General features: G+C 48.9%; 19 protein-coding genes, 1 tRNA gene and 5 pseudogenes. 13 read left to right on the forward strand and 12 right to left on the reverse strand.

The window, feature by feature from the left end; translation table 11 throughout:
* Nucleotides 1–60: 60 nt before the first annotated feature.
* Nucleotides 61–1,386, reverse strand: a complete 1,326-nt coding sequence (rclA, locus tag K8W53_RS16165; RefSeq protein WP_000195929.1) for a reactive chlorine resistance oxidoreductase RclA — start codon at nucleotides 1,384–1,386, stop codon at nucleotides 61–63.
* Nucleotides 1,387–1,601: 215 nt separating this feature from the next.
* Here rclA and rclR point away from each other — a divergent pair, with 215 nt between their 5' ends.
* A complete protein-coding gene (rclR, locus tag K8W53_RS16170) occupies nucleotides 1,602–2,456 on the forward strand; it encodes a reactive chlorine-specific transcriptional regulator RclR (protein WP_000339624.1) in 855 nt (284 codons plus the stop codon).
* Between the two features lie 50 nt (nucleotides 2,457–2,506).
* On the opposite strand, the pseudogene K8W53_RS16175 reads toward rclR, so the two are convergent.
* Nucleotides 2,507–2,746 (reverse strand): annotated as a pseudogene (locus K8W53_RS16175) (efflux RND transporter permease subunit); the annotation flags it as partial.
* Between the two features lie 3 nt (nucleotides 2,747–2,749).
* On the opposite strand from K8W53_RS16175, the pseudogene K8W53_RS16180 reads away from it, so the two are divergent.
* From K8W53_RS16180 to K8W53_RS16200, 5 genes and pseudogenes are all read left to right on the forward strand, one after another.
* A pseudogene (locus K8W53_RS16180) lies at nucleotides 2,750–3,124 on the forward strand (ATP-binding protein); the annotation flags it as partial.
* A 199-nt stretch (nucleotides 3,125–3,323) separates the two neighbouring features.
* Complete coding sequence (locus K8W53_RS16185; RefSeq protein WP_001662200.1) at nucleotides 3,324–3,569, forward strand: hypothetical protein; 246 nt, start codon at nucleotides 3,324–3,326, stop codon at nucleotides 3,567–3,569.
* Nucleotides 3,570–3,993: 424 nt separating this feature from the next.
* Entirely contained in the window at nucleotides 3,994–4,356 is a 363-nt protein-coding gene (locus tag K8W53_RS16190) for a GtrA family protein (protein WP_000915527.1), read from the forward strand.
* Nucleotides 4,353–5,273 carry a glycosyltransferase family 2 protein gene (locus tag K8W53_RS16195; protein WP_000703627.1) on the forward strand — a complete coding sequence of 307 codons (921 nt, stop codon included), beginning with the start codon at nucleotides 4,353–4,355 and terminating at the stop codon, nucleotides 5,271–5,273. The genes K8W53_RS16190 and K8W53_RS16195 overlap by 4 nt, the downstream gene beginning before the upstream one ends.
* Nucleotides 5,274–5,288: 15 nt before the next feature.
* Entirely contained in the window at nucleotides 5,289–6,776 is a 1,488-nt protein-coding gene (locus tag K8W53_RS16200) for a hypothetical protein (RefSeq protein ID WP_052939226.1), read from the forward strand.
* A gap of 221 nt (nucleotides 6,777–6,997) precedes the next feature.
* Here the strand turns inward: K8W53_RS16200 and K8W53_RS16205 are convergent.
* Nucleotides 6,998–8,019 (reverse strand): annotated as a pseudogene (locus K8W53_RS16205) (IS3 family transposase).
* Nucleotides 8,020–8,054: 35 nt separating this feature from the next.
* Here K8W53_RS16205 and K8W53_RS16210 point away from each other — a divergent pair.
* Nucleotides 8,055–8,386: pseudogene (locus K8W53_RS16210) on the forward strand (transposase); the annotation flags it as partial.
* A 59-nt stretch (nucleotides 8,387–8,445) separates the two neighbouring features.
* On the opposite strand, the gene istB reads toward K8W53_RS16210, so the two are convergent.
* Nucleotides 8,446–9,243 (reverse strand): IS21-like element IS21 family helper ATPase IstB, encoded by a 798-nt coding sequence (istB, locus tag K8W53_RS16215; RefSeq protein WP_000544828.1) that lies wholly within the window; start codon nucleotides 9,241–9,243, stop codon nucleotides 8,446–8,448.
* Nucleotides 9,243–10,415, reverse strand: a complete 1,173-nt coding sequence (gene istA / locus K8W53_RS16220) for an IS21-like element IS21 family transposase (protein WP_000952349.1) — start codon at nucleotides 10,413–10,415, stop codon at nucleotides 9,243–9,245. The genes istB and istA overlap by 1 nt, the downstream gene beginning before the upstream one ends.
* 102 nt (nucleotides 10,416–10,517) lie before the next feature.
* Between istA and K8W53_RS16225 the strand changes: the two are divergent.
* Nucleotides 10,518–11,300, forward strand: a pseudogene (locus tag K8W53_RS16225) (IS3-like element IS1351 family transposase); the annotation flags it as partial.
* A 223-nt stretch (nucleotides 11,301–11,523) separates the two neighbouring features.
* On the opposite strand, the gene K8W53_RS16230 reads toward K8W53_RS16225, so the two are convergent.
* Nucleotides 11,524–11,600: transfer RNA gene (locus tag K8W53_RS16230), tRNA-Arg, on the reverse strand.
* 254 nt (nucleotides 11,601–11,854) lie between these two features.
* Between K8W53_RS16230 and fimW the strand changes: the two genes are divergently transcribed.
* The 4 genes from fimW to fimZ all read left to right on the forward strand — a co-directional run bounded on the left by fimW (nucleotide 11,855) and on the right by fimZ (nucleotide 14,901).
* Entirely contained in the window at nucleotides 11,855–12,451 is a 597-nt protein-coding gene (fimW, locus tag K8W53_RS16235; RefSeq protein WP_001523348.1) for a fimbria biosynthesis transcriptional regulator FimW, read from the forward strand.
* A gap of 161 nt (nucleotides 12,452–12,612) precedes the next feature.
* Nucleotides 12,613–12,924, forward strand: a complete 312-nt coding sequence (locus K8W53_RS16240) for a hypothetical protein (RefSeq protein ID WP_023203049.1) — start codon at nucleotides 12,613–12,615, stop codon at nucleotides 12,922–12,924.
* An 18-nt stretch (nucleotides 12,925–12,942) separates the two neighbouring features.
* Nucleotides 12,943–13,665 (forward strand): fimbria biosynthesis regulator FimY, encoded by a 723-nt coding sequence (gene fimY, locus K8W53_RS16245; RefSeq protein WP_023225021.1) that lies wholly within the window; start codon nucleotides 12,943–12,945, stop codon nucleotides 13,663–13,665.
* Nucleotides 13,666–14,268: 603 nt separating this feature from the next.
* Nucleotides 14,269–14,901 carry a fimbria biosynthesis transcriptional regulator FimZ gene (fimZ, locus tag K8W53_RS16250; RefSeq protein WP_000801273.1) on the forward strand — a complete coding sequence of 211 codons (633 nt, stop codon included), beginning with the start codon at nucleotides 14,269–14,271 and terminating at the stop codon, nucleotides 14,899–14,901.
* Nucleotides 14,902–14,946: 45 nt separating this feature from the next.
* Here the strand turns inward: fimZ and sfmF are convergent, their stop codons facing one another.
* The 6 genes from sfmF to fimA all read right to left on the reverse strand — a co-directional run bounded on the left by sfmF (nucleotide 14,947) and on the right by fimA (nucleotide 21,041).
* Entirely contained in the window at nucleotides 14,947–15,465 is a 519-nt protein-coding gene (gene sfmF / locus K8W53_RS16255; RefSeq protein ID WP_023225020.1) for a fimbria assembly protein, read from the reverse strand.
* Between the two features lie 9 nt (nucleotides 15,466–15,474).
* Complete coding sequence (gene fimH / locus K8W53_RS16260) at nucleotides 15,475–16,482, reverse strand: type 1 fimbria D-mannose specific adhesin FimH (RefSeq protein WP_023225019.1); 1,008 nt, start codon at nucleotides 16,480–16,482, stop codon at nucleotides 15,475–15,477.
* A 14-nt stretch (nucleotides 16,483–16,496) separates the two neighbouring features.
* Nucleotides 16,497–19,109: a fimbrial biogenesis usher protein gene (locus K8W53_RS16265; protein WP_023225018.1), complete on the reverse strand. Its 2,613-nt coding sequence runs from the start codon at nucleotides 19,107–19,109 to the stop codon at nucleotides 16,497–16,499.
* Between the two features lie 30 nt (nucleotides 19,110–19,139).
* Complete coding sequence (gene fimC, locus K8W53_RS16270) at nucleotides 19,140–19,832, reverse strand: type 1 fimbria chaperone FimC (protein WP_001519112.1); 693 nt, start codon at nucleotides 19,830–19,832, stop codon at nucleotides 19,140–19,142.
* 43 nt (nucleotides 19,833–19,875) lie between these two features.
* On the reverse strand, nucleotides 19,876–20,409 hold the full coding sequence (gene fimI / locus K8W53_RS16275) for a type 1 fimbrial protein subunit FimI (protein WP_000619614.1): 534 nt from the start codon (nucleotides 20,407–20,409) through the stop codon (nucleotides 19,876–19,878).
* A gap of 74 nt (nucleotides 20,410–20,483) precedes the next feature.
* Nucleotides 20,484–21,041, reverse strand: a complete 558-nt coding sequence (fimA, locus tag K8W53_RS16280; RefSeq protein WP_023225017.1) for a type 1 fimbrial protein subunit FimA — start codon at nucleotides 21,039–21,041, stop codon at nucleotides 20,484–20,486.
* Nucleotides 21,042–21,587: 546 nt separating this feature from the next.
* Between fimA and folD the strand changes: the two genes are divergently transcribed.
* A complete protein-coding gene (folD, locus tag K8W53_RS16285; RefSeq protein ID WP_000729165.1) occupies nucleotides 21,588–22,454 on the forward strand; it encodes a bifunctional methylenetetrahydrofolate dehydrogenase/methenyltetrahydrofolate cyclohydrolase FolD in 867 nt (288 codons plus the stop codon).

The raw sequence follows: 22,454 nt of genomic DNA on the forward strand, positions 1-22,454 counted from the left end.
ATTTTTATAGCCTGACAGGCAAAAAAAAGCCCTGATTAACAGGGCTATGTTATTTATGTTTTACTTAATGAGAGAGAAGAGATCGTTTAAAGACTCACTCATTGTAGGATGGGTAAATATCTGGTCGCGTAACACCGTATAAGGTAAATCTGCATCCATAACGGTTTTAACGATATTAATCATTTCATGAGAATCGACGCATAACAATGACACCCCTACAATACGCTGCGTATTCACGTCCACTACCGCTTTTAGTACGCCACGGGTATCGTTCATAACACGGGCGCGAGGGATCGCCGCCACCGGTAATGTCACCACCTGCACCGTTGCGCCGCTTGCCCGCGCTTGCTCTTCCGTCAGCCCGACACGAGAGAGCGGCGGCGTCATAAAGACGGAGTATGGAACGTTCTGGCGATCGCGGGTACTGCGTTTGCCATCTCCCAATAACCCGTCGCGTACAATACGAAAATCATCCAGTGAAATATAGGTAAACTGCAACCCACCGGTAACGTCGCCCATCGCCCAGATATTGTCCGCCGTGGTACGCAGGTAATCATCCACGATGATCCCGCCGCGTTCGTTCACCGCCACGCCGGCGTTCTGCAACTGTAAGCCAGCCGTCGCCGGTTTTCGCCCCGACGCCACCAGCAGGGCATCCACAAGATGCGCGCCTTCCGGCGTTTCAACTTGTACCGCGCCCTCCTTTGAGGATACGGCCTGTACGTTGGCGTTTAAAATCAGCTCGACGCCCTTTTCCTGTAAAATACGGGTAATTGCCTGCGCGATATCCCGATCTTCACGAGGCAGGAATTGCGGCGCTGCTTCAAAGATAGTGACCTTCGTACCGAAGTTGGCAAACATTGAGGCAAATTCAAGGCCAATATAACCGCCGCCTAAAATCCCCAGCCGCGCCGGACGCTGGCTCAGGCTGAGTAGCCCGGTGCTATCGAACACCCCTGCCGTCGTTGTTAAGCCCGTAATAGCCGGGATCACCGACTCTGCGCCAGTATTAATGAAGATCTTTTCTCCCCGTAACACCCGCTCGCCGTCCGCCTGAAATACCCGTAAGGTATGGTTATCAATAAACTCCGCCCTTCCCTCAATCACATCGACATTGTCCAGGTCGGCAAGATTATGAAAATTTTTGTCGCGTAAAAAATTTACGACCGCCGCTTTGCGTTGCATGGCGACAGAAAAATCGCCCTCACGTTCCGCGTCATGCACCAGCGTTTTCGTTGGAATACAGCCAATGTTGATGCAGGTTCCGCCGAACATACTGGCGGACTGTTCGATAATCGCCACGCGCCATCCCGTCTTCGCCAGAGTTGCCGCCAACGTTTTTCCTGCCTTGCCAAAACCAATAATGAGCGCCTGATACTGTGTCATCTTCTTTCTCCGCCAAATCACCATCTGTTTGTCAGGACAAGTATAAATAACGTCAAAAAAGACAGGGGTATCCGCAACGCGTCATTTTTTGTCTTATCGTCTAAATTAACGGTTAGCAAAAACAAGAGTAGAAATGACATCAAGTCCGAAATATAGTGACAATAGACAGAAATGGTTATCCCTATTTTTGAAAAAGAATCTGTTCTGGAGTCTATATGGATGCGCTTAGTCGGCTATTGACGCTTAACGCCCCTCAGGGCTCAATCGACAAGAATTGCCCGTTAGGCGGCGACTGGCAGTTGCCGCACGCCGCTGGCGAGCTATCGGTAATTCGCTGGCATACCGTTACGCAGGGCGAAGCGCAACTGGAAATGCCTACCGGCGACGCCATGACGCTTACGCCGGGAAAGGTGGTGATTCTGCCGCAAAACTCCGCCCACCGTTTGCGCCAGTCTGGCGAAGCACCGACACATATCGTGTGCGGTAGTCTACGTCTGCACACGACGTCACGTTATTTCCTTACCGCGTTGCCGGAAGTGTTATGTCTTGCCCCGCCGCCGCATAGCCCCGCCAGTATCTGGCTTAACGCCGCCATTTTGCTGTTACAGCAGGAGTCAGAACGCCATTTACCTGGCGCTGATGTCTTATACAGTCAGCAGTGCGCCACGCTGTTTACCCTCGCCGTTCGCGACTGGCTATCGCAGGCTGGCACAGCGAAAAGCGTGCTCAATTTATTGCTGCATCCCCGGCTGGGCCGCGTGATCCTTCACATGCTGGAAACACCTGCGCATCCCTGGACGGTCGAAACGCTGGCGCAACGGGTACACATGTCGCGGGCGAGCTTCGCCCAGCTATTTCGCGACGTGTCCGCTACAACGCCCTTAGCCGTGTTAACAACGCTGCGCCTGCAAATCGCCGCCCAGACCCTGTCGCGTGAAGCGCTGCCGGTGATGGTGATTGCCGAGTCGGTAGGTTATGCGAGCGAATCTTCTTTTCACAAAGCTTTTGTCCGTGAATTCGGTTGTACACCAGGCGAGTACCGCAAACGGGTCAACGCGCTCGGACGATAAACGTATACTGAACCCGCCTACAGTTTGACGCCGCAGGCGGGGTGCACACGTTATGCCGCAAGGCGACGATGCCTGCGCAGCCACATCAGCTTGTAGGCTGCCGGAATGATGAACAGCGACAGCAACGGCGCGGTAATACGGCTCATCACCTCAGAGCCCGCGCCGGTCCCTCATAAAACAGGTAGCAGACCGGCGATAATCACCGCTACCGTCATGGCTTTTGGCCGCGCCCGGAGCACCGCCCCGTGATAAAGCGCCTCATCGAGCTTTTCTGCCGAAAAGGTGTTGGGAGCTTGCGCTTTGAAGGCCGCGCCTGCTGAATCACCGGCGATCCCATCATGCTGCGCAGAGCGATCAGTAATTTACTCTCTAATACGATGCGCTATACGCCGCCGGGTAAAACCATTACTCTTCGGATAAAAGAAGCGGACGACCAGATACATATTATTGTTGAAAACCCCGGTACGCCAATCGCGCCGGAACATTTGCCGCGCCTTTTCGATCGTTTTTATCGGGTTGATCCCTCCCGCCAGCGTAAAGGGGAAGGCAGCGGTATAGGCCTGGCAATTGTAAAATCCATCGTCATTGCGCATCAGGGAAAAGTTTCTGTCACCTCCGATACGCGCGCTACTCGTTTTATTTTGACATTACCCAAACACCTCCGTTGAACTGTAGCGATAGTGAAAGGCGCTATCACTAGCCAGCAAAATACTCTGACATCATCGTCATTATCCCGTCACGCGCCAGACCCAACGACTGTTTTATTATTTCTCTTATTAACCCACACCGGAGAAATAAGATAAATAAGATTACATCCCTTTTAGCTGTCGTTTTTTTATTTCAGCTGGCGTAAAAGCCGCAGAGAAAATGGAATCCCGCCAATTATCCGCCACGGCGCATGAGATGATGAATAACGGTGACGCCTTCGCGCATCAGCAAATGGCTCAGACACAGAAACCCAGCGCCCCAACTACTGTGGAAAATGCGACACCCTTTTCTGAAATGGACGACCATGAAAAAGCAATGGTCATCCATCAATCGATGAATAATGCCCATTCTTTCTCCCACGAGATCCTGGCTGAGGAGCACCATAAACAGATTAAACGCAATTAGTTATTTGCATATTAGCGTCACGTACTGCGGATGGCGCAACGTCGCCGCCGCAGAAGCTTACGGATTAACATAATTTTGAGAGGTTAAATGGCGCGCCCTGCAGGATTCGAACCTGCGACCCACGGCTTAGATGTTTCTGGAACTACTTGAGCTAACAACAAGTTATCCCATTACTACGGCACTCACACTCGCCCCATCTTCGAAAAACATGCAAAGCCTTGCAAGCCGATGCAAAGCTTTGTGTGTCCCGTTTTTGTCCCAACCCACTTAGCAATCAGTAGCCCCAATTGATCGGTAACAACGATCAATTAATAAGATAACAATAAGTTTAAACTATCAAATATCACATTATTGATCGTTTATATCGATCAAAGCAATTTGTAGTGCTACACTCCAGACCTTTCCGAATCCGCTGATTTTCATAATGTTGAAGTTATTCGCTAAGTACACATCGATCGGTGTTCTTAACACGCTTATTCATTGGGGCGTATTTGCTTTTTGTGTGTATGGGATGCATACGCATCAGGCGCTGGCGAACTTTTCCGGTTTTGTTATCGCCGTATCGTTCAGCTTCTATGCCAATGCGCGCTTCACCTTTAACGCCAGCACTACCACACTTCGCTACATGATGTACGTGGGATTTATGGGAACACTGAGCGCTGTTGTTGGCTGGACGGCTGACAAATGTTCCCTGCCGCCACTCCTTACGCTTGTCACCTTTTCAGCTATCAGCCTGATATGCGGATTCATTTATTCAAAGTTCATTGTCTTTAGGGATGCGAAATGAAAATCTCGTTAGTCGTTCCGGTCTTCAATGAAGAAGATGCGATACCTATTTTCTATAAAACGGTTCGCGAGTTTGAAGAGCTAAAACCGTATGAAGTTGAGATTGTTTTCATCAACGACGGAAGCAAAGATGCGACTGAATCAATAATTAACAAAATAGCTGCATCTGATCCGCTCGTTATTCCGCTTTCGTTTACGCGAAACTTCGGTAAAGAACCTGCTCTTTTCGCGGGTCTCGACCATGCAACCGGGGATGCGGTCATTCCTATTGATGTCGATTTACAGGATCCGATAGAAGTTATCCCCCATCTCATTGAGAAGTGGCAGGCTGGCGCAGATATGGTGCTGGCTAAGCGCTCAGACCGCTCAACTGACGGGCGCATGAAGCGTAAGACAGCTGAATGGTTTTATAAGCTGCATAACAGAATAAGCAGCCCGCAGATTGAGGAAAACGTAGGAGACTTCCGCCTGATGTCTCGTGAGGTTGTAGAGAACATCAAGCTCATGCCTGAGCGCAACCTGTTTATGAAAGGGGTTTTATCATGGGTTGGGGGTCGCACTGAAGTTGTTAAATATGCACGTGCTGAACGAATTGCCGGGGTGTCAAAGTTTAATGGATGGAAATTGTGGAATTTGGCTATAGAGGGGATCACAAGTTTCTCTACGTTCCCGCTACGTATGTGGACTTATATCGGATTAACCGTTGCTGGAATGGCGTTCCTTTACGGAGCATGGATGATATTTGAAACATTGGCATTCGGTAACCCTGTCCGTGGTTATCCATCAATTCTGGTTTCAATTCTTTTCCTGGGAGGAGTTCAGTTGATTGGAATTGGGGTGCTTGGAGAGTATATAGGTAGAATATATATAGAAACAAAATGCCGCCCAAAGTACTTAGTAAAAAAACAACCAAAATAAATAACGGAATATTTTATGATTTCCTTCAATAAATCTAAAATTTTAACATGTGGTTTATTTGCAATTATATCTGCAATTTCACTTTACTTTTTTTTAGTTTCACATCCAACAGTGATCATATCAGGAGATGATTGGGGAAACCTGACATCTACTAGAGCATTATATCCTCAATGGGGGATCGCTAACCCAATTAAGGTAATGCCAGAGCTAGGCTACCCTTTATTTGCAAAGTTATCCACTGCGCTTATAATGCCGCTTGGTTTTGGATTTCTTGAATCATTTTCAATCATAACAGCCATTTTCATCACTATACTTTTGTCTTTGTTCTTACATCAACTATTCCAGCTATTTAATGTTAATCTCTCAGCTGGATTTTTACGATCATCTATTTTTGTTGTTTTTTTCTACGCTTCAATTTTTTTCATTTTCTTGAAAGAGGGCAATCATGAGAACTTATACATGCTATGGGAGGTAAACATAACATGTTTTTATCATTATATAGCACCTGCTTTAATTAACTCTGCGCTATCAATATTTGTAATAAGAAATTATAGAAATTTCGATGTTAACATCTTAAAGAGAAATGGTGTTTGGTATTCTTCGTCGATATTTTTTGCTTCATATATTGCAGTGTTTTCCAGCATGTTCGCTAATATTATATTAGCGATAACTTGCGGAGTGACACTACTGTTCTCGCTCATTAATAATAAACTATCAATAACGCAGACAATAAAGGAAAGCACCTTACAAATATTCACACTAACCGCTTGGGTTGTTGCTGTGATTTATGAGGCCAACGGTGGAAGGGCTGCCAGCCTTGGTTCTGGCTCACTTGATATATATGGCACATTAAGCGTATTAAATTACCTAATAGAACAAGTCCAACCAGCTTTTAAATATTCAGCAACCGCACTCGTTTCAATTGGAATAATATCATCATTGTATTCATTAATAAGAAATAAAAATAGAGACCAAAGCATTGTTTTCTTTATTGTGTTTATTTCAGGAGTGCTGTCATTAATAGCGCTTGTTCTTTTGTGCGCCAGAGCAGGAAGTTATTATGCTGCTCGACCTGTTGTGATGTGGGGGGGATTCCTGTATGTAAGCATGGCGTCTTTCATCACAATTGACATTCTGGCCAAGGACAGAACAAAACTGATAAATGCATTGCTGGCTTTTTGTACAATTATTTTAGTCTATAAAGGGCTGACTTCTAACTCTACTCTTAAGCAGTCAATAAATCTTAACTTAAGCTATAGCCAAGCTAAAGCGGTAAGCCAGAATATAATAGATCAGGTTATATCAACCGACAGGAATAATGGCACAAACATGATTCTTTATGTCCCTAAAGGTGATGATCACGATAACTGGCCATTCCCTATTTATGAAGGACCATTCATAGGGAAGGCATTAAAGAATTATGGCATAATACAAAATGATATATATATTGAGGTTAAGCCTGATATTTATTTGAACCAGAAGATGTCTGTCCCGATTAGTTAACATAATTAGCGGCAGGGGCGCCCTGCCGAAATCTACAAGGCTTTATGGGTACGCCACCACCGAGCCGGAAGTGTTGTAATTATTAGCCACTCTTGGTAACAATATCAGTTGTTGACAACGTTCCTCCTAACGTATTGAAAACGTTTCCCTAATAACTTAAGAAGTGCTTTCCACTTGTTGGAGTAGTAATGACCCTGGCACAAATTCAGTACAGTGCTAAATCAGAGACCTTCGTCTTTCCGGAGACTTCGGATAAATTCAGCCGGAGTCATGTCATTTAATGATGAATGCGTTCTCTCATGATTGTATTCCCTGCGCCAGTTGTCGGGTTTTTCCTGCGCATCTTCCAGTGACAGGAACCAGTGATTGTTCAGGTATTCATCCCGCAGACTGCCGTTAAATGATTCAATAAACGGGTTATCTGTCGGCTTTCCGGGGCGCGAGAAGTCCATTGTGACGCCGTGTTCATACACCCATTTATCCAGACTTTTTGAGATAAACCTGCTGCCGTTATCCGTCTGGATACGTACCGGCACCCGCAGTGCCTCCATTATTCTGACCACATCCTCGCCTTTTAACAATTTTCCGGCATGGATCGCCAGGCATTCCCGACTAAAATTAACCACTACAGTCAGCGCCCGAAAACGCCGCCCGTTAAACGGATTATCTGACACAAAATCCATACTCCGGCACTGATCGACATGCGTCAGGACCGGGCGCTGCTGACGGCGTGCTGCACTGACATGTCTGCGGGGCGTTTTCTGCGCAGGTTCAGGCCTTCCGGACAATAAATCCGGTGGGTTTTCTTGTGGTTAACAGGCTATCCCTCCCGGCGCAACTGAATATGAATACGCAGGGTTATCGCCCGATCGTCACGCCGGCTCTGCCAGTGGTAAACGGTTCTGCTCTGCATCTGCAACCCGCATCACCGCCTGGCGCTTCTGAGCCGGCCTCAGAACTTTTGCTTCAGTACCTCCTGCAGCATCTCCTTGTCGAGACTCAGCTCAGCGACCAGCTTCTTCAGCTGCTGATTCTCATCCTCCAGTTGCCGCAGACGCCGCAGTTCCGTCACGCCCGGCCCGGCAAATTTTTTCTTCCAATTGTAAAATGTGGCCTCAGAAATTCCCATCTTTCTGCAGACTTCCCCGACGCGAGTGCCGATTTCAGCCTGTTTCAGGGCAAATGCAATCTGTTCTTCGTGTAAGTATCCCGCATAATCGTGCCATTCACATTTAGAGATCATCCGGCATAATCAATCTGCCAGCGAAGGAGATCGCTATGCGTAAAGCCCGTTTTACTGAGCATCAGATCATCACTGTGATTAAGTCGGTTGAAGCTGGACGAACCGTTAAAGATGTCTGCCGGGAGGCCGGTATCTCTGAGGCCACCTACTATAACTGGAAGTCCAGATACGGCGGCATGGAACCTTCTGATATTAAAAAGATAAAAGATCTTGAGGACGAGAACCGACGCCTCAAACAGATGTTTGCCGACCTGAGCCTTGAGAACCGGGCGCTGAAAGACGTTATCGAAAAAAAGCTTTAAAACCAGCCTTTAAGCGTGAGCTGGTCACTCATCTGATAACGGCATTCGGACTCAGTATCCGTCAGTGTCAACGCCACGATGTTTGACCGTTATTTGCCATTTTCATGCCCGCTAAATACTTTCGTTACTGATGCTGTCCGCTTTCCACCATTTCATCATCACTGATTGGCGTTGTGTTTTTGGTCAGCACTCCAGCTTTACGTTTCTCTTTTAACCGGTAACTCTCTCCTTTGATATTCAGCGTGGTTGAGTGATGTAGCAGCCGATCCAGGATCGCTGTTGCCAGCACGTGATCTCCGAACATTTCTCCCCAGTCTGCGAACCCTTTGTTTGACGTCAGTATGATGCTCGCTTTTTCATATCGACGGTTCAGTAGCCGGAAGAACAGACTGGCTTCCTCTCTGTTCATCGGCAGATAGCCTATTTCATCCAGGATCAACACCCGGGCATAACTCAGTTGCTGTAGCTGACGCTCCAGCCGGTTTTCCTGTTTCGCTTTCATCAGTGTCGCGATCAGTCTGTCCAGTGGCATAAACAGTACCCGATGTCCCGCATCCACCGCTTTCACGCCAAGAGCTATGGCCAGATGAGTTTTTCCGACACCAGGAGGGCCCAGCAGGATCACGTTTTCGCTGCGCTCCACGAACGCCAGACCAGCCAGTTCCCGGACAACCTTACGGTCGATGCCCGGCTGGAAGGTAAAGTCGAACTGCTCCAGCGTTTTGACCCACGGCAGACGAGCCTGCTTCAGCCTGGACTCCATACCGCGCTGATGCCTGCCGTTCCATTCCTGCTGTAGCGCCATGCACAGGAACTCCCGGTAGTTCAGCTCTTTTTTAGCTGCCTGTTCCAGCAGGCTTTCAACGTGATAACTCAGATGCTCCATTTTCAGGCGACTCAGCAGGACTTCCAGTTCATGCATCACAACAGCTCCTCATAGGCACTCAGTGGTCGATGTTCCACCTGACTGACCTGCTGCCAGAGCGGGGCGTGATGCTCCGGCACTGTCTGCCAGCCAGACGATACTGAACAGAGGCGATGTGAGGCCACCAGTTTCTCATTACTGTAGATCCGCAACTCGTCATCCAGCGATATTCGTATCGATACCGGCTGACCACACAGCGCTTCGGGAACGCTGTAACGATTACCACCAACCTCGATATAGCTGTCCCAGGACACATGGCGGATGTCGAAGTAACTGGTATCAAAGTCCGTATCCGGTAACGGCTGCAGATGTTCCTGCTCCAGCGCGAAGCGCTGTTCCGGCGTTTCTTTGAACTGGCGAAGCTCCCGTTTGTCAGCCACATCGGCTATCCATTGCTCCAGTTGTTGATTGACATGAGTGAAGCTGTCGAACCTGCGGTACCGGACGAAGAAGTTCTCCTTGAGGTATTTCACCATCCGCTCAACCTTACCTTTTGTTCTGGCCCTGCGTGGACGGCATGCCCGTGGCAGGAAGTTATAGTGGTCAGCCAGCAACAGGAATCCGGAGTTGAACACGACTTTCCCGTTGTTATTCTTCAGCACCGCAGCCTTCTGGTTATCAACCAGCACCGTTTTCACACAACCACCGAAGTAGCGGAAGGCGCGAACCAGTGATTCGTAGGTATGCTCAGCATCCTGTTTTGGTGCGGCGAAGACATGGAAGCGGCGGGAGAACCCCAGCGTATTAACCGCAAAGTTAACTTTGCACCGTTGCCCGGCAACCTCCACCTCAACTTCGCCCCAGTCGTGCTGGAGCTGGTATCCAGGCTGAGTTTCGAAGCGAACTGTTCTTTTTGACGGACGCATTTTACGTTTGGGCTGGATGTAGTAACGCAGCATGGAACGTCCGCCCGTATAACCCATTGCCTTAATCTCCGCGAAGATAACCTCGCTATTCCAGACATTCTCTGCCAGGCGCATGTCGATGTAATCCATAAACGGTTTCAGCTTAGCCATTTTGTGGCGGGTCTTTCTGGCTGGCGGTTCAGGGTATTTGAGGTAGCGTCTGACCGTCCGTTCAGAGCAACCAATCTGAGTCGCAATATCGACAATGTACGCGCCCTGCTGGCGCATTTGCTTTATCATGTAAAAGTCCTCTCTGCTCAGCATGTTGATGTCCTTTCTGGTGTGAGAACCTTAAGGAAACAACATGTTGGGTGGAGCGGACAATCCAAATGGCGAATTACCGTCTTATATCACTGGCGCTGACATCAGGCCTGCCGGAGCCTGAACCTGAGCAGAACGGTTTATCATTACCGTCCGGATAACACACGTGACGAACCCGTTATTACCGCACTGCAGGCGGCAGCTGAACGGTATCCACGATACGGTTTTCCGAAGCTTTTTCAGGTTCTGCGGCGGCAGGGATACATGTGGAATCACAAAAGGATCCACCGTATTTATTGTCTGCTGAAGCTGAATTTTCGCCGTAAGGGCAAACAACGGCTGCCGGTGCGTAACCCTTCGCCACTGGCCACGCCGGAAGCGCTGAACCAGAGCTGGTCTGTTGATTTTATGCATGATGCCCTGGTCTGTGGGCGTCGTTTTCGCACGTTCAATGTCGTTGATGACTTTAACCGTGAGGCGTTGTCGATTGAAATAGATCTGAATCTGCCAGCCCCACGAGTGGTCCGGGTGCTTGACAGGATCGCGGCAAACCGTGGCTATCCGGCCATGCTTCGCATGGATAACGACCCAGAATTTATCTCTCTGGCACTGACTGAATGGGCAGAGAAACATGCCGTAAAACTGGTGTTTATCCAGCCGGGTAAGCCGACACAAAATGCTTTCATTGAGCGTTTTAACAGGACATATCGCACAGAAATACTCGATTTTTATCTGTTCAGAACGCTGAATGAAGTACGTGAAATCACGGAAAAATGGTTATCAGAATATAACTGTGAACGCCCGCATGAATCGCTGAACAATATGACACCGGAGGAATACCGACAGCACCATTATTTGGCCGGGAACTCAAAAAATGTATGGAACTAAAACGGGTCTATTTACATTCGGTATAACGGGTCTTTTTCATGACAATGCGCCTTTCTGTGAGATGGAAGAAAGACCGGAAACTTCAGTTTAGACTGGCACTGTTTACAGGGGGAAGGTCAAGATAATGCGAAAATACAGGGATGATTTAAAACTTACCCTGATACTTACACTGCAGGATAATTTTAGATGATAGGTTTTTTGATGTAACTGCTTGATTTATCAATGGCGCGCCCTGCAGGATTCGAACCTGCGACCCACGGCTTAGAAGGCCGTTGCTCTATCCAACTGAGCTAAGGGCGCCTTGTGAAGTGAAGACTTCGTGTAGACGAAACGCGAGAATTATACGGTCAGGCACTCCTGAGTCAATGGCTTTTGTTCTGGTTGCTGACTAAGTGTACGAATATCGTCTTTTCTGGCGCAATGCCAGGTTCCAGGAAATCGCCTGGACACATCTCAGCACGCATAAAGTGGGAATTAAGGCCGCCAGTATTTAGATAATCAATCAGTTTCTTTAATATTTCACCATGATTCACCTGCCGTGTAGGATATTTTTTATGCTGCGTATCGCTATTAAGGAACAAAACAGTCACTTTGAGCATGGGTTGAAAATCATCATGACGCGTCTGGCGAATCAATGGCAGCAGAAAATTGACTTCCTGCCGCCAGAAGAGATAGATAATGCCGATATCGCTTTCCTGGCCCTGGATGATGATTGGTTCAGCGCAGGCTGTTACCAGATACCTATGCATACCCAACATCAGCTACGGGTGATTATTTGTAATAAATGCGATAAAGAAAAGCTCATGTTCAGACCATGTCTGTATATGCTGCCGCATATTTATCGGGAAGATGATGTTGAAGAAATTACCCGGAAAATGATATTGATCTTACATAAGCGAGCGCTTCGACATAGCGTCCCTTCTGGCATTTGCCACTACTGCACGACTCGTCATTTTTCAGTAACAGAACGTCACCTGTTAAAACTGATCGCCAGCGGTTATCATTTAAGCGAAACGGCTGCTTTACTTTCACTTTCTGAAGAGCAGACAAAGTCACTCCGCCGGAGCATTATGCGCAAATTACATGTTAAAACGGAGCAGCAGTTTTTAAAGTATATTAGAGTTAACCTTCATTTCTTACTCAGTAAGTAAACTCACTTAACTTTTTACAAGGCTTACGAAATATCTCACCAATAATTAAGTAACGATACCTACAGGCATTTTTTTAACGCTGCCACAATGATGCCCATAATATCCTGATAGATTCAGGGGTCGAAAATATATGGCTGCATCATAAATGCCTGGAGGAGTGTTTGGTGGCACAGGGTACTTTATTAAAGGAAAGGATAAATCCCCCACACCTGGCGTCTTCGCCAACACGTCATTCATATCTCAACAGCAGATTGTTAAAATCTGAGCCAATCGTTAATCTCTCAACTGCGCAATTAATCGGCTATGAGGTCCTGACGCAACTTCCGTCAAAACATGATAGCGAAGTTTTTTTTCAGCAGTTAATGCTGATGGAAGGCATTGAAACATCAGAGCAACGAAGCATTGCTTTTTACGCTGGTGCAACGATGGGACAAGGTTATTTATGGCCAGCCATATTACCAGATATATATTAGAGCAATGGAAAAAGCAGGATGCGCAGCGTACCACGCAGGGAAAGACACCGCCGTTTAAGAAATGCCAAAGACTGCGCCTGCCGTTATCACTCTCCAACGCCGCAGATATTTGATCGCCTTGAGTTACTGGACCAACAGCTTAATTATGCCTTGCCGGTTGGTATCATTTCTCAGGCAATAATTACAACTGATAACTACCTCGGCTATTCATTGAGTCACTACTTATTTTCCGGAAAACGTACCGCTGCATTCCGCTCATTAGATGACATTTCTTTGTGGATTGAAAAGGGGTCGCTCAGACAACTGATTGTAGATATGGAGGCGCTACCTGTCTCCTGTATTGAGACGCTTAACCAGCTACGCGCGCTCAGTTGGCAACAAAGCGATATCCAGATTTACCTGCTGGTATCAGATAAAACCCCCGCTATAACACAGTTTATCCGTATGGCTGGGCGTTTTTTTGTTCTGTCACGACAACAAAATCTGGCCTCAGTACGCGAAGCCTTGTTATCAGCCGCCAAACCTCGCTTATCGGAAAGCTTTAGCCGTACTGACTGGTTGATGATTGAAACTTTAGCACAAGGCGCCTCTTTAAAAGAAATAGCACGTCAGCAAAGCGTACCTTATCATCGTGTGGTTTACCGGCTTAAACAACTTATCACCCTCCTTAACCTTCCCCACAGGCAAAGCTTTCTTCGGCTAATCCAGCAGTTAAACGTTACTTTCCACGACATTTTTTAACGAACTAACGTTTTGGTGAATAAGATTTTTTAAGAAATTACTTATTTTTACTTCCATTAAATGTAAATATTTCACATAAAATTAATATTTACAACTCGTCCTGGTAAGCGATAAAAATTTTTTTCTTACACCGTCCCCTGTTCCTCCTCGTTTTTCGAGGTCTCCAGCGTAAACATGTTTCTGTTATTACATAACAAATACTAAACAATTAGTCTTTCATATTATTTTTATACTTAAAAACAACAGTTTAAACCACTCAATGTCAACTCTAAAGAAAATAACTCTACCACGAACAAATTTTCTATAACGCCACAGAACATCCTACCCGCTATCCATAATTCGCATTTCGCAAGACTTTTCCGAGAAATCAGACCAGGTATAATCCATATTGTTTTTACTTAATCAGAAATTTCTTTTTTGTTGGTGCGAAATGGATATTCCACATATTTATTACTCTTACGCCAAATAGCCAGTCAACAGGGAGGTCTCATTCTTTATTATTGCTCCACTGTGTGGTGTATAGATCTGGCTATTTCACAATCTTTAAGGTGTCTGACGCTTATTCTAAAACGAAGGACGCATAACAGTCTGAGGCATACAACAATGAAACCTGCATCTGTTATCATTATGGACGAACACCCTATTGTAAGAATGTCGATCGAAGTTTTACTCGGTAAAAATAGCAATATTCAGGTTGTCCTGAAAACGGATGATAGCCGAACAGCGATAGAGTATCTGCGCACTTATCCTGTTGACCTTGTCATTCTGGATATTGAATTACCGGGCACCGACGGCTTTACCTTACTTAAACGAATCAAATCTATCCAGGAACATACCCGGATACTTTTTTTATCGTCGAAATCAGAGGCTTTTTATGCCGGAAGAGCAATAAGAGCGGGCGCAAACGGATTTGTAAGTAAACGCAAAGACCTCAATGATATTTATAATGCGGTAAAAATGATTTTATCCGGCTATTCTTTTTTCCCATCTGAGACGCTTAATTTCATCAGTAATACCCGTACCCCCAAAGGTGGGCACCATGATATGCCACTATCTAACCGCGAAGTTACCGTGCTGCGCTATCTGGCCAATGGAATGTCTAACAAAGAAATTGCCGAGCAACTTTTATTGAGTAACAAGACTATCAGCGCGCATAAGGCCAATATATTTTCTAAACTTGGCCTTCACTCTATCGTTGAGCTTATCGACTACGCCAAATCACACGAATTATTGTAAAGGTACTCCCGGCGAATTATCGTTCGGGAGCCACAATAACGGACACTAATTGTAATTGATCAGGAAGGTCGCATCCGCGTTAGCAAGTCCGGGCTGCACGCCATCTGCTAAGGCGATATAGTTCGCATAGAATTTCAGGGTAGCATTGCCGTTGTTGTCAATATCGACGGCCTTGCTGGCCTGTTCAAGTGGCAATCGACGTTGATCGCCATCGCGAATTTCAATCGCCAGTTTTTGCGCCATTGCCGTATCAGCAAGCGCCAGTAATGCCGTGCCGGGCGCTGGCGTCCCGGAAAACGTTATAGACGCCGCCCCCGGCGGGCAACCTTCAAGTTTTAGGCTAAAGGCTACCGGTTGCGTGGCGTCACCGACGGCGTGAAGCTGTTTTGTCGGCCAGGTGCCGAGGTTAACCGACTTGTTACTGTCGCCCGCAACCACGGCGCAGGTAAAATCCACCACGTTACCGCGCAGTTCAATATTCACTTCGCCCAGAGATGAGTTGGCCTGACTCAGCGGGCTGAACAAAACACAACCGATAGCGATGAAAACGCGCCGAAAGATCATTATGCCTCCTTAATCATAATCGACTCGTAGATAGCCGCGCGCAGTAAACGGCCCTTCCGCCGGTTTATTCCCCGTCACGCTGATCGGCCAGGCGCGAATACCTACGCGAGCGGCGGCGTTATCATCAAGATGAAACGGAATTTTACTCGACAAATTATTGGGTGTGAGCGGCGTACCGTTGCTATTAGCAACCACAAAGCCTAAATCCGGATTATCGGACACCATCGCCTGCCCTGAGGCCTTTTCGGCTTCAAGCCGCATCGATAAATAGGCCTGCGCCGCGACGTTGGTACATTTGATAGCGATGGTTTTCGTTTGCGGCGTGACGCCTTGCGGACGATTACCCGCTCCCGCCTGACTAAATAACGACGCGCCGATATCGCCGAAATCAAACTCCACGACCTGTCCGGCATTCACTTCGCAGTTTTGCGGCACTTCTACTTTGCCACTGTAGCTAATGGTATATACCGGCGTGCTCAACGCGTCGCCGGTAGAGGTCGTCACATAGACGGTAAACATTGTCTGGCGAGGGATCGTCACCATATTAATAAAAGGCCGTATCACTTTTAATTTAAAAACCAGCTTTGAGTCCTGCACGCCAAACGGCATTTGCTGCGACACGTTAGAGTCGACGCCCATGCGAATATAGTTACGGGGCGGATAAAATACGCCAGCGACACTATCGGTGATGCTCATCGCGCCCAGAAGGTAGTCATTCAACTTGAGGTATTTAAAATTTCCTTCGGTGCTTCGTACCGGTAATTCTGATACATAGCTTCGGTAGGTATAATTTACCGTTGTCCCCGCCGGGCACGTCGCGTTTACGCCGACCCAACCTGATTTTTCCGGCAACGTAACCACCTGTCCCGGCTGATTATTGCCGCTGGTGAAAACATCTGACAGGTCGTAAAAGATATCGGTCGCCGTCCCGTTTGAATTGCGGCAAACCGTCGCCAGCGCGGGATGGGTGAAAAAGAGCGAGGTCCCCGCCAGCAATAGCGCTGAGTATATTTTCATCTCTATTTTTCCTTTTATGATGCCGGACGGATACAGGTCGCGCTGGCTATCGTAATCGCCTGCTTCAGACTATCCTCCGCCAGGGCGTAAGGGGCGATACAACGCGCGTTTTTCCCCTCTCCCCACTGGATGAACAGTTCACCTTTTAGCGGCAAGCCGCTCAGATAAATTTGCCCGTCATCGCCGACCATACTGGTAATGCCGCTGGCGGTTTCTCGTACTATCGCGCCAAACGGTAACGGACGTCCGCCAAGCCTCGCGGTAATGATGGCCCTTACGCCTATCCGCGTATCAAAAGCGGCCCGCACCAGCGCGCCCTCTGTCGGCACTACGCTGCTGACGTTATTTTCGACATCGGTATGGTTGTCCATCGTGTTGGTATCTAACGCGACGCGGTTATAGCGATATACCGTGGCGTAGGGCATTACCGCATAGCCCCGCCAGTCCGTTTTCACGCCGGTCTGGTTTTCGATGCGCACGCCTTTCGCTCCCGGCGCTTTAATCAAGACATTGGTATCGCCCAACGGTTGGCTAAACGTAATACCATCCGCATGACCGACCACGCCGCCGGAAAGTTGCCAGTTATAGTCATGCTGATCGCGATCGTAGTTATATCCCACGCCCAGCGTGCCATACGTCGCCTGCCAGCTAGCGCTGGCGCTGCCGCTATAACCATTGGTACTGCTACGCCCCTGCGTCACGCTGTAGCTCAGATTACGTCCTTCCAGAAGCGTGCCGCCCACGCCGGTCTGCCAGCTATTGTCGCCGTCGCGGTTGCGGTTGGCGTTAAACGTGGCATAAGTACGATCAAGAAGAGTGTCGCGCGCATAGCGCCGTCCGGTCAGAACGCTAAACGGAACGGACATATTGAATGCCAGAATGCGGTCGGTGCCTGAGATCCCCACCGACTCGCTCCACGACCATGACAGCGAATAACTTATGCCTTGCCATCCACTGGCGTATCCCAGTTGATACCAGGTATTGGTATCCGCCGTATTCCAGTAATTTTGTTGACTGCCGGAAAGATACAGTGACCCGTAATCCCCCAGGTTTTGCGAAATATTGACCTGAAAGCGGCCTTTTTTGCTGTAACGGAGATTGTGGTAGCTCTGCGCCACCGGCACTTTATGGCGGCGTCCGTCGCTATCGTATTCGTAGTCGTACCCTTCCATACTGCGATATGCCACATCATCCAGAGTGTAAAATCCGCGTGTGGAATAGCGGTAACCCAGCAATTGAAAATTAGTCCCGTAATTATTCAGCGATTTGGCGTACAGAAAACGCAACGATTGCCCCTGATGGGTGCTGTCATCTGCCAGTTGGCTACGCGCATGTGTGACATCGACCGACACGGCTCCCCAGTCGCCCAAATTTCGCCCCGCCCCGACCACCACGGCACGGTAACGATCGGCAAGTTGCGTACCGCCGTAAGCCGTCAGCCCCGCAGGCAGGCCGGCAATCACCGTTCCCTGGAAAAAGAATGGCGAAGACTGCTGACTATTGCCGCTGCGAAAATCCCCGGCCACCAGGTCATACTTCACCCTGCCCTCACGCTGCAATAGCGGAACGGTAGAGTAAGGCACCGTGTAACGTTGTTGGCTACCGTCTTTTTCATCTACCGTCACCTCAAGGTCGCCGCTGGAAGAGGTAGGATTAAGATCGGTAATCGCAAACGCGCCCGGCGACACATAGCTTTGGTAGATAACATACCCGTTCTGTCGTATCGTCAGCTTTGCCGCCGTCCGGGCGATTCCTCTAACCGTGGGGGCGTAGCCCTGCAGGCTATCGGGATACATATTGTCAGAAGAGTACAGCCGCGCTCCGCGAAAGCCGACGCTATCGAAAACATCGTTCCCGGTATTGCTGTCCCCTATGACCAGTTCGCTTTTTAGCGGAATGATGGCGCGCTGTACCCAGGTGCCAATGTTGTTCCAGCGTTGCGAATGATAGCCGTCCCCTTTCGAATAGTTCCAGGCTCCGTTATTACGCAGCCGCCAGGGGCCATAGTTCAAACCACTCAACAGACTCAAAAAATAGCTATCGCTGTCTGTTCCGCGGCTACCGGTAAAACTGTAATTGATGAGTGCGGCGGGTATCCCTTCATCCCACTCTTCCGGCGGGATATAGCCACGCGCGCTGTTGAGCAATGACGCCTGCGGCAAGCTAATATTTAAGCGCATCAACGCGAAATCGAACGCGACCTCCGCGCCCGGGATTTTCTCAGGAAGGTGAATACACGTGGTATCGACGCCTTTATCTGAGACAGGGAACGCCGCGGTATTCACGCCCAGCCGTTTAATCCACTCCGGTGTAAAACAAGGCATCAGGCCGCCGGATTTATCGCCGGCGCCCACGGCGCCCGCCTCAAAACGGATATCCTGCGTCGCTACGAATTCGTCGTTACGCCAGATATCCACCCGGTAAATACCGGGAGGCTGATGATTACCTTTTTCAAAGCGAGATAAATCCGCCACAGACGCGGTATCCGCCGACAAAAACGCAGGGTTGAAATAACTTTCGCCGCGGCTCGTCAGCGGACACAGCGCCGCCAACACCGACAGCGCCACGCCGCTTAACGGTGATACATAGCCGGGAAATCGCCCTGCAAACCAGGTTGTCTTCTTCATCGTGTTCTCGTGTGGCTTCACGCGATCTGCTTAACCGAGACTGGCCGTTGTCGCCGACGTCAATGCGCCGTAATCATTGACGGTCTGAAATGTCACGCTGCCCTGCGCGCCAGTCGGTAAGGGAATTTGCATGTCGCTTTTTGGCGCGATCATCACGTTATCAATCTTTTTCGCGCCCACGCTGATATTGACCAGCGTGAGGTAATAAGCAGATGGGTTGGTTATCTTGAGATGGTTGCCGACACGGGAAAATTTCAGCAAGGTCGGCGCGTCTTCCGGCGTCTGCGGCAAATTCGCCGGACGCACGAACAGTTTGATGCGCGACAGAATCGCCAGTTGCAGAACGTTTTTTCCTTCAATATGACTTTTATCGACCGACGGGATGGCTTTCACGTTCATCCAGAATAACGACTCCCGATCCCCGGGTAGCGGTTGCCCGGCGTAGATAATACGCAGCGTGTTTTCGCTTTTGGGTTCGCTGACGAATAAAGGCGGCGTAACGATAAACGTTTTTTCTTTCTGCCCGGCGCTATTTTCGATCCATGAATTGACGAGGTAACGTTCTTGAGTATCGCTATTACTGATTGCCAGAGAAGTCTGTTTCGCCGCCGAGGGATAAATAACGCGCGTGGCGCCCAATGCAATCCCCCCCGCCGCCTGTACGTTCAGCGAAGTAAATAACGTGAGAAGAACAATAAAGCCTAATTTTATACTATTCAGCATGGTAAAAAATACCTTTTGCATTGAGTCACGTCGGCAAGAAAATTCATGGGTAAACCAGCGTAAACCACACTTCTGAATGAATTCGTCCCGGCGTCATATTTTCTGAAATTGCCCGATAGCGGGCGGTAAAATGCAAAGTCATTTCTGACGTTAAAATGGGCGTGTAATGAAGCGGTAACGTGTTAGGTATGATTTGCCGCTGCTGGTCATCAAATAATGCCAGGCCGATTCCGGCATTACCGATACCCTCGCCGCTGGCCAGAAAAACATGGGGATCTTCCGCAGGCGTAACGCCGGCAAACGCAATGCCGACATGACGCCAGACCTCCGCGCTACAGGAGATTAACCGTAACGAAAATGGAACGCTGACGGGAGCGAAGCTGCCAGGACCGGTAAACGCATTCGTGCGGTACTGTCCCATCAGTACGCGCAAATCCTGGCTTTCTGTGGCGACAGCGCAGCCGCCATTGACCAGTTGTCCGCGCAGGTGAATACGCCCGCTCTCCACCATTACCGGCTGCGCAATAACGGGCGACATCAAAACAAGCCCCACTAGCGCCGCGCCTTTCCTTATCATCTGCTATGTTCTCTTTTATCCCCGATAGCCTCTTCCGTTGAGGCGCCTCCCTTCCCTGGCGTTCCCGGACGGGATTATTCGTATTTCATGATAAAGGTGGCGTCGGCATTAGCCTGGCCTGGCGTCGTGGCGGTGGCGGTTGCCTTATAGCGTGCGGTAAAACGCAGCGTATTGGTGCCTTCAACCAGCGACTGCTTCGCCGAGAAGGTCGCGCCGTCCGGTTTCAACGGTGAAGAGGTATTATCAAGAATCTCAATCCCGACGCCGGTTGCGGTAGTGCTATTGTCCGCAGAGGAGACAGCCAGCAAATTAGGGTTGGTGTTATCTGCCTGACCAGAGAAAGCCACGGCAGCGGTGGCCGCCACTTTCGGATCGCAGTCATTCAGGACGATGGAGAAAGGCACCTGCGCGGTCGTATCATCAATCGCCGTAAAGCTGGCGGTACGGTATTGGCCCAGCGTCACCGTTTGATCGGCGGATTTAGTGCTGACGGCACAGGCTGCATTAACCAGTTTACCTTCGAAATGAATAGTACCGCCACTCACGCTCACCGGAGTAGGATCAGCCGCAACCGCTGCGCCAGCGACAAACATCAGACTCGCAATAGTAGAGGTCATTAATTTATGTTTCATGGATTTCCCTTGAATTACACACACCCGGTTTCGGCATCCTGTCGGCTCCGTTTGAATTATTATCGACATAGCATGTCAGAAAAGTTATCTCTGCATCCTGTAAAGATAGATATCGCAGATTAATTAGTTTTCTGTTTCTCCCCTGAGTATCAGACGCAGTAATTAATCTTTGCGAATATGACATTTCGTCACGGTAATAAATTAAACATTTCGCTAAATAAAAAATAGCCGCAAACTCTTTTAATGACCTAAGCTAATTCTTATTGGGATATAAGAAGGGTCTAATCTTATTTTGTATAAAATGTCGCATTATGCCGCCCGATGCTATTAACGACGAGGGATTACGGTAACCATAGCCAGGGTGATGAATTGTTTCTTTTTGGTTAATCATGGCGCGCTTACGGGTCACGTCTCAGTATCGTCAACAGACGGGGGAGACGTCGCGTTTGCATCGGAAACACAAACGTTAACTGACAGCGAGGCCCGCTTCTGACAAAATAGCGTTATCCCCTTTGACTTGAAGTAACAGATGGAATCTTCTCTCTGATGGCAGCAAAGATTATTGACGGTAAAACGATTGCGCAGCAGGTGCGATCTGAGGTTGCTCAAAAAGTTCAGGCACGCGTCGCAGCAGGTCTTCGCGCTCCCGGCCTGGCTGTGGTGTTGGTCGGCAGCAATCCGGCCTCACAGATTTATGTCGCAAGTAAACGTAAAGCGTGCGACGAAGTGGGATTCGTCTCCCGCTCCTATGACCTGCCAGAAACCACCAGCGAAGCCGAACTGCTGGCGCTTATCGATACTCTGAATGCAGATAACACGATTGACGGTATTCTGGTGCAGTTGCCTTTACCGGCAGGCATCGACAACGTTAAAGTGCTGGAGCGTATCGCGCCAGATAAAGACGTAGACGGTTTCCATCCTTATAATGTCGGTCGTCTGTGTCAGCGTGCGCCACGCCTGCGTCCCTGTACGCCCCGCGGTATTGTGACCCTGCTTGAGCGTTACAATATTGATACCTACGGCCTGAATGCGGTGGTCATTGGCGCGTCCAATATCGTTGGACGCCCGATGAGCATGGAGCTGCTGCTGGCTGGCTGTACGACTACCGTTACGCACCGCTTTACCAAAGATCTGCGTCACCATGTCGAGCATGCTGATTTGCTCATTGTCGCCGTAGGTAAACCGGGCTTTATTCCCGGCGAATGGATTAAAGAAGGCGCAATTGTGATTGATGTCGGTATTAACCGTCTGGAAAATGGCAAGGTCGTTGGCGACGTCGTGTTTGACGAAGCCGCGGCGCGCGCGTCATACATCACGCCAGTACCGGGCGGCGTCGGCCCGATGACGGTCGCCACGCTTATCGAAAACACGCTGCAGGCGTGCATTGAATATCACGATCCACAAGGAAAATAA

Origin of the sequence: Salmonella sp. A29-2, from assembly GCF_020150755.1 — a bacterium.
Classification (GTDB): Bacteria; Pseudomonadota; Gammaproteobacteria; order Enterobacterales; family Enterobacteriaceae; genus Salmonella; species Salmonella enterica.

What these genes read in the sequence shown, in the direction of transcription:
- sfmF (WP_023225020.1), bottom strand. Translation starts at nt 15,465, where the DNA reads ATGATCTTTCGGCGCGTTTTCATCGCTATCGGTTGTGTTTTGTTCAGC.
- K8W53_RS16265 (WP_023225018.1), bottom strand. Translation starts at nt 19,109, where the DNA reads ATGAAGAAGACAACCTGGTTTGCAGGGCGATTTCCCGGCTATGTATCA.
- fimA (WP_023225017.1), bottom strand. Translation starts at nt 21,041, where the DNA reads ATGAAACATAAATTAATGACCTCTACTATTGCGAGTCTGATGTTTGTC.
- fimY (WP_023225021.1), top strand. Translation starts at nt 12,943, where the DNA reads ATGCGCAGCGTACCACGCAGGGAAAGACACCGCCGTTTAAGAAATGCC.
- istB (WP_000544828.1), bottom strand. Translation starts at nt 9,243, where the DNA reads ATGCATGAACTGGAAGTCCTGCTGAGTCGCCTGAAAATGGAGCATCTG.
- folD (WP_000729165.1), top strand. Translation starts at nt 21,588, where the DNA reads ATGGCAGCAAAGATTATTGACGGTAAAACGATTGCGCAGCAGGTGCGA.
- fimW (WP_001523348.1), top strand. Translation starts at nt 11,855, where the DNA reads ATGCTGCGTATCGCTATTAAGGAACAAAACAGTCACTTTGAGCATGGG.
- K8W53_RS16185 (WP_001662200.1), top strand. Translation starts at nt 3,324, where the DNA reads ATGGAATCCCGCCAATTATCCGCCACGGCGCATGAGATGATGAATAAC.
- K8W53_RS16195 (WP_000703627.1), top strand. Translation starts at nt 4,353, where the DNA reads ATGAAAATCTCGTTAGTCGTTCCGGTCTTCAATGAAGAAGATGCGATA.
- fimH (WP_023225019.1), bottom strand. Translation starts at nt 16,482, where the DNA reads ATGAAAATATACTCAGCGCTATTGCTGGCGGGGACCTCGCTCTTTTTC.
- fimZ (WP_000801273.1), top strand. Translation starts at nt 14,269, where the DNA reads ATGAAACCTGCATCTGTTATCATTATGGACGAACACCCTATTGTAAGA.
- K8W53_RS16190 (WP_000915527.1), top strand. Translation starts at nt 3,994, where the DNA reads ATGTTGAAGTTATTCGCTAAGTACACATCGATCGGTGTTCTTAACACG.
- istA (WP_000952349.1), bottom strand. Translation starts at nt 10,415, where the DNA reads ATGCTGAGCAGAGAGGACTTTTACATGATAAAGCAAATGCGCCAGCAG.
- rclR (WP_000339624.1), top strand. Translation starts at nt 1,602, where the DNA reads ATGGATGCGCTTAGTCGGCTATTGACGCTTAACGCCCCTCAGGGCTCA.
- K8W53_RS16200 (WP_052939226.1), top strand. Translation starts at nt 5,289, where the DNA reads ATGATTTCCTTCAATAAATCTAAAATTTTAACATGTGGTTTATTTGCA.
- fimC (WP_001519112.1), bottom strand. Translation starts at nt 19,832, where the DNA reads ATGCTGAATAGTATAAAATTAGGCTTTATTGTTCTTCTCACGTTATTT.
- rclA (WP_000195929.1), bottom strand. Translation starts at nt 1,386, where the DNA reads ATGACACAGTATCAGGCGCTCATTATTGGTTTTGGCAAGGCAGGAAAA.
- fimI (WP_000619614.1), bottom strand. Translation starts at nt 20,409, where the DNA reads ATGATAAGGAAAGGCGCGGCGCTAGTGGGGCTTGTTTTGATGTCGCCC.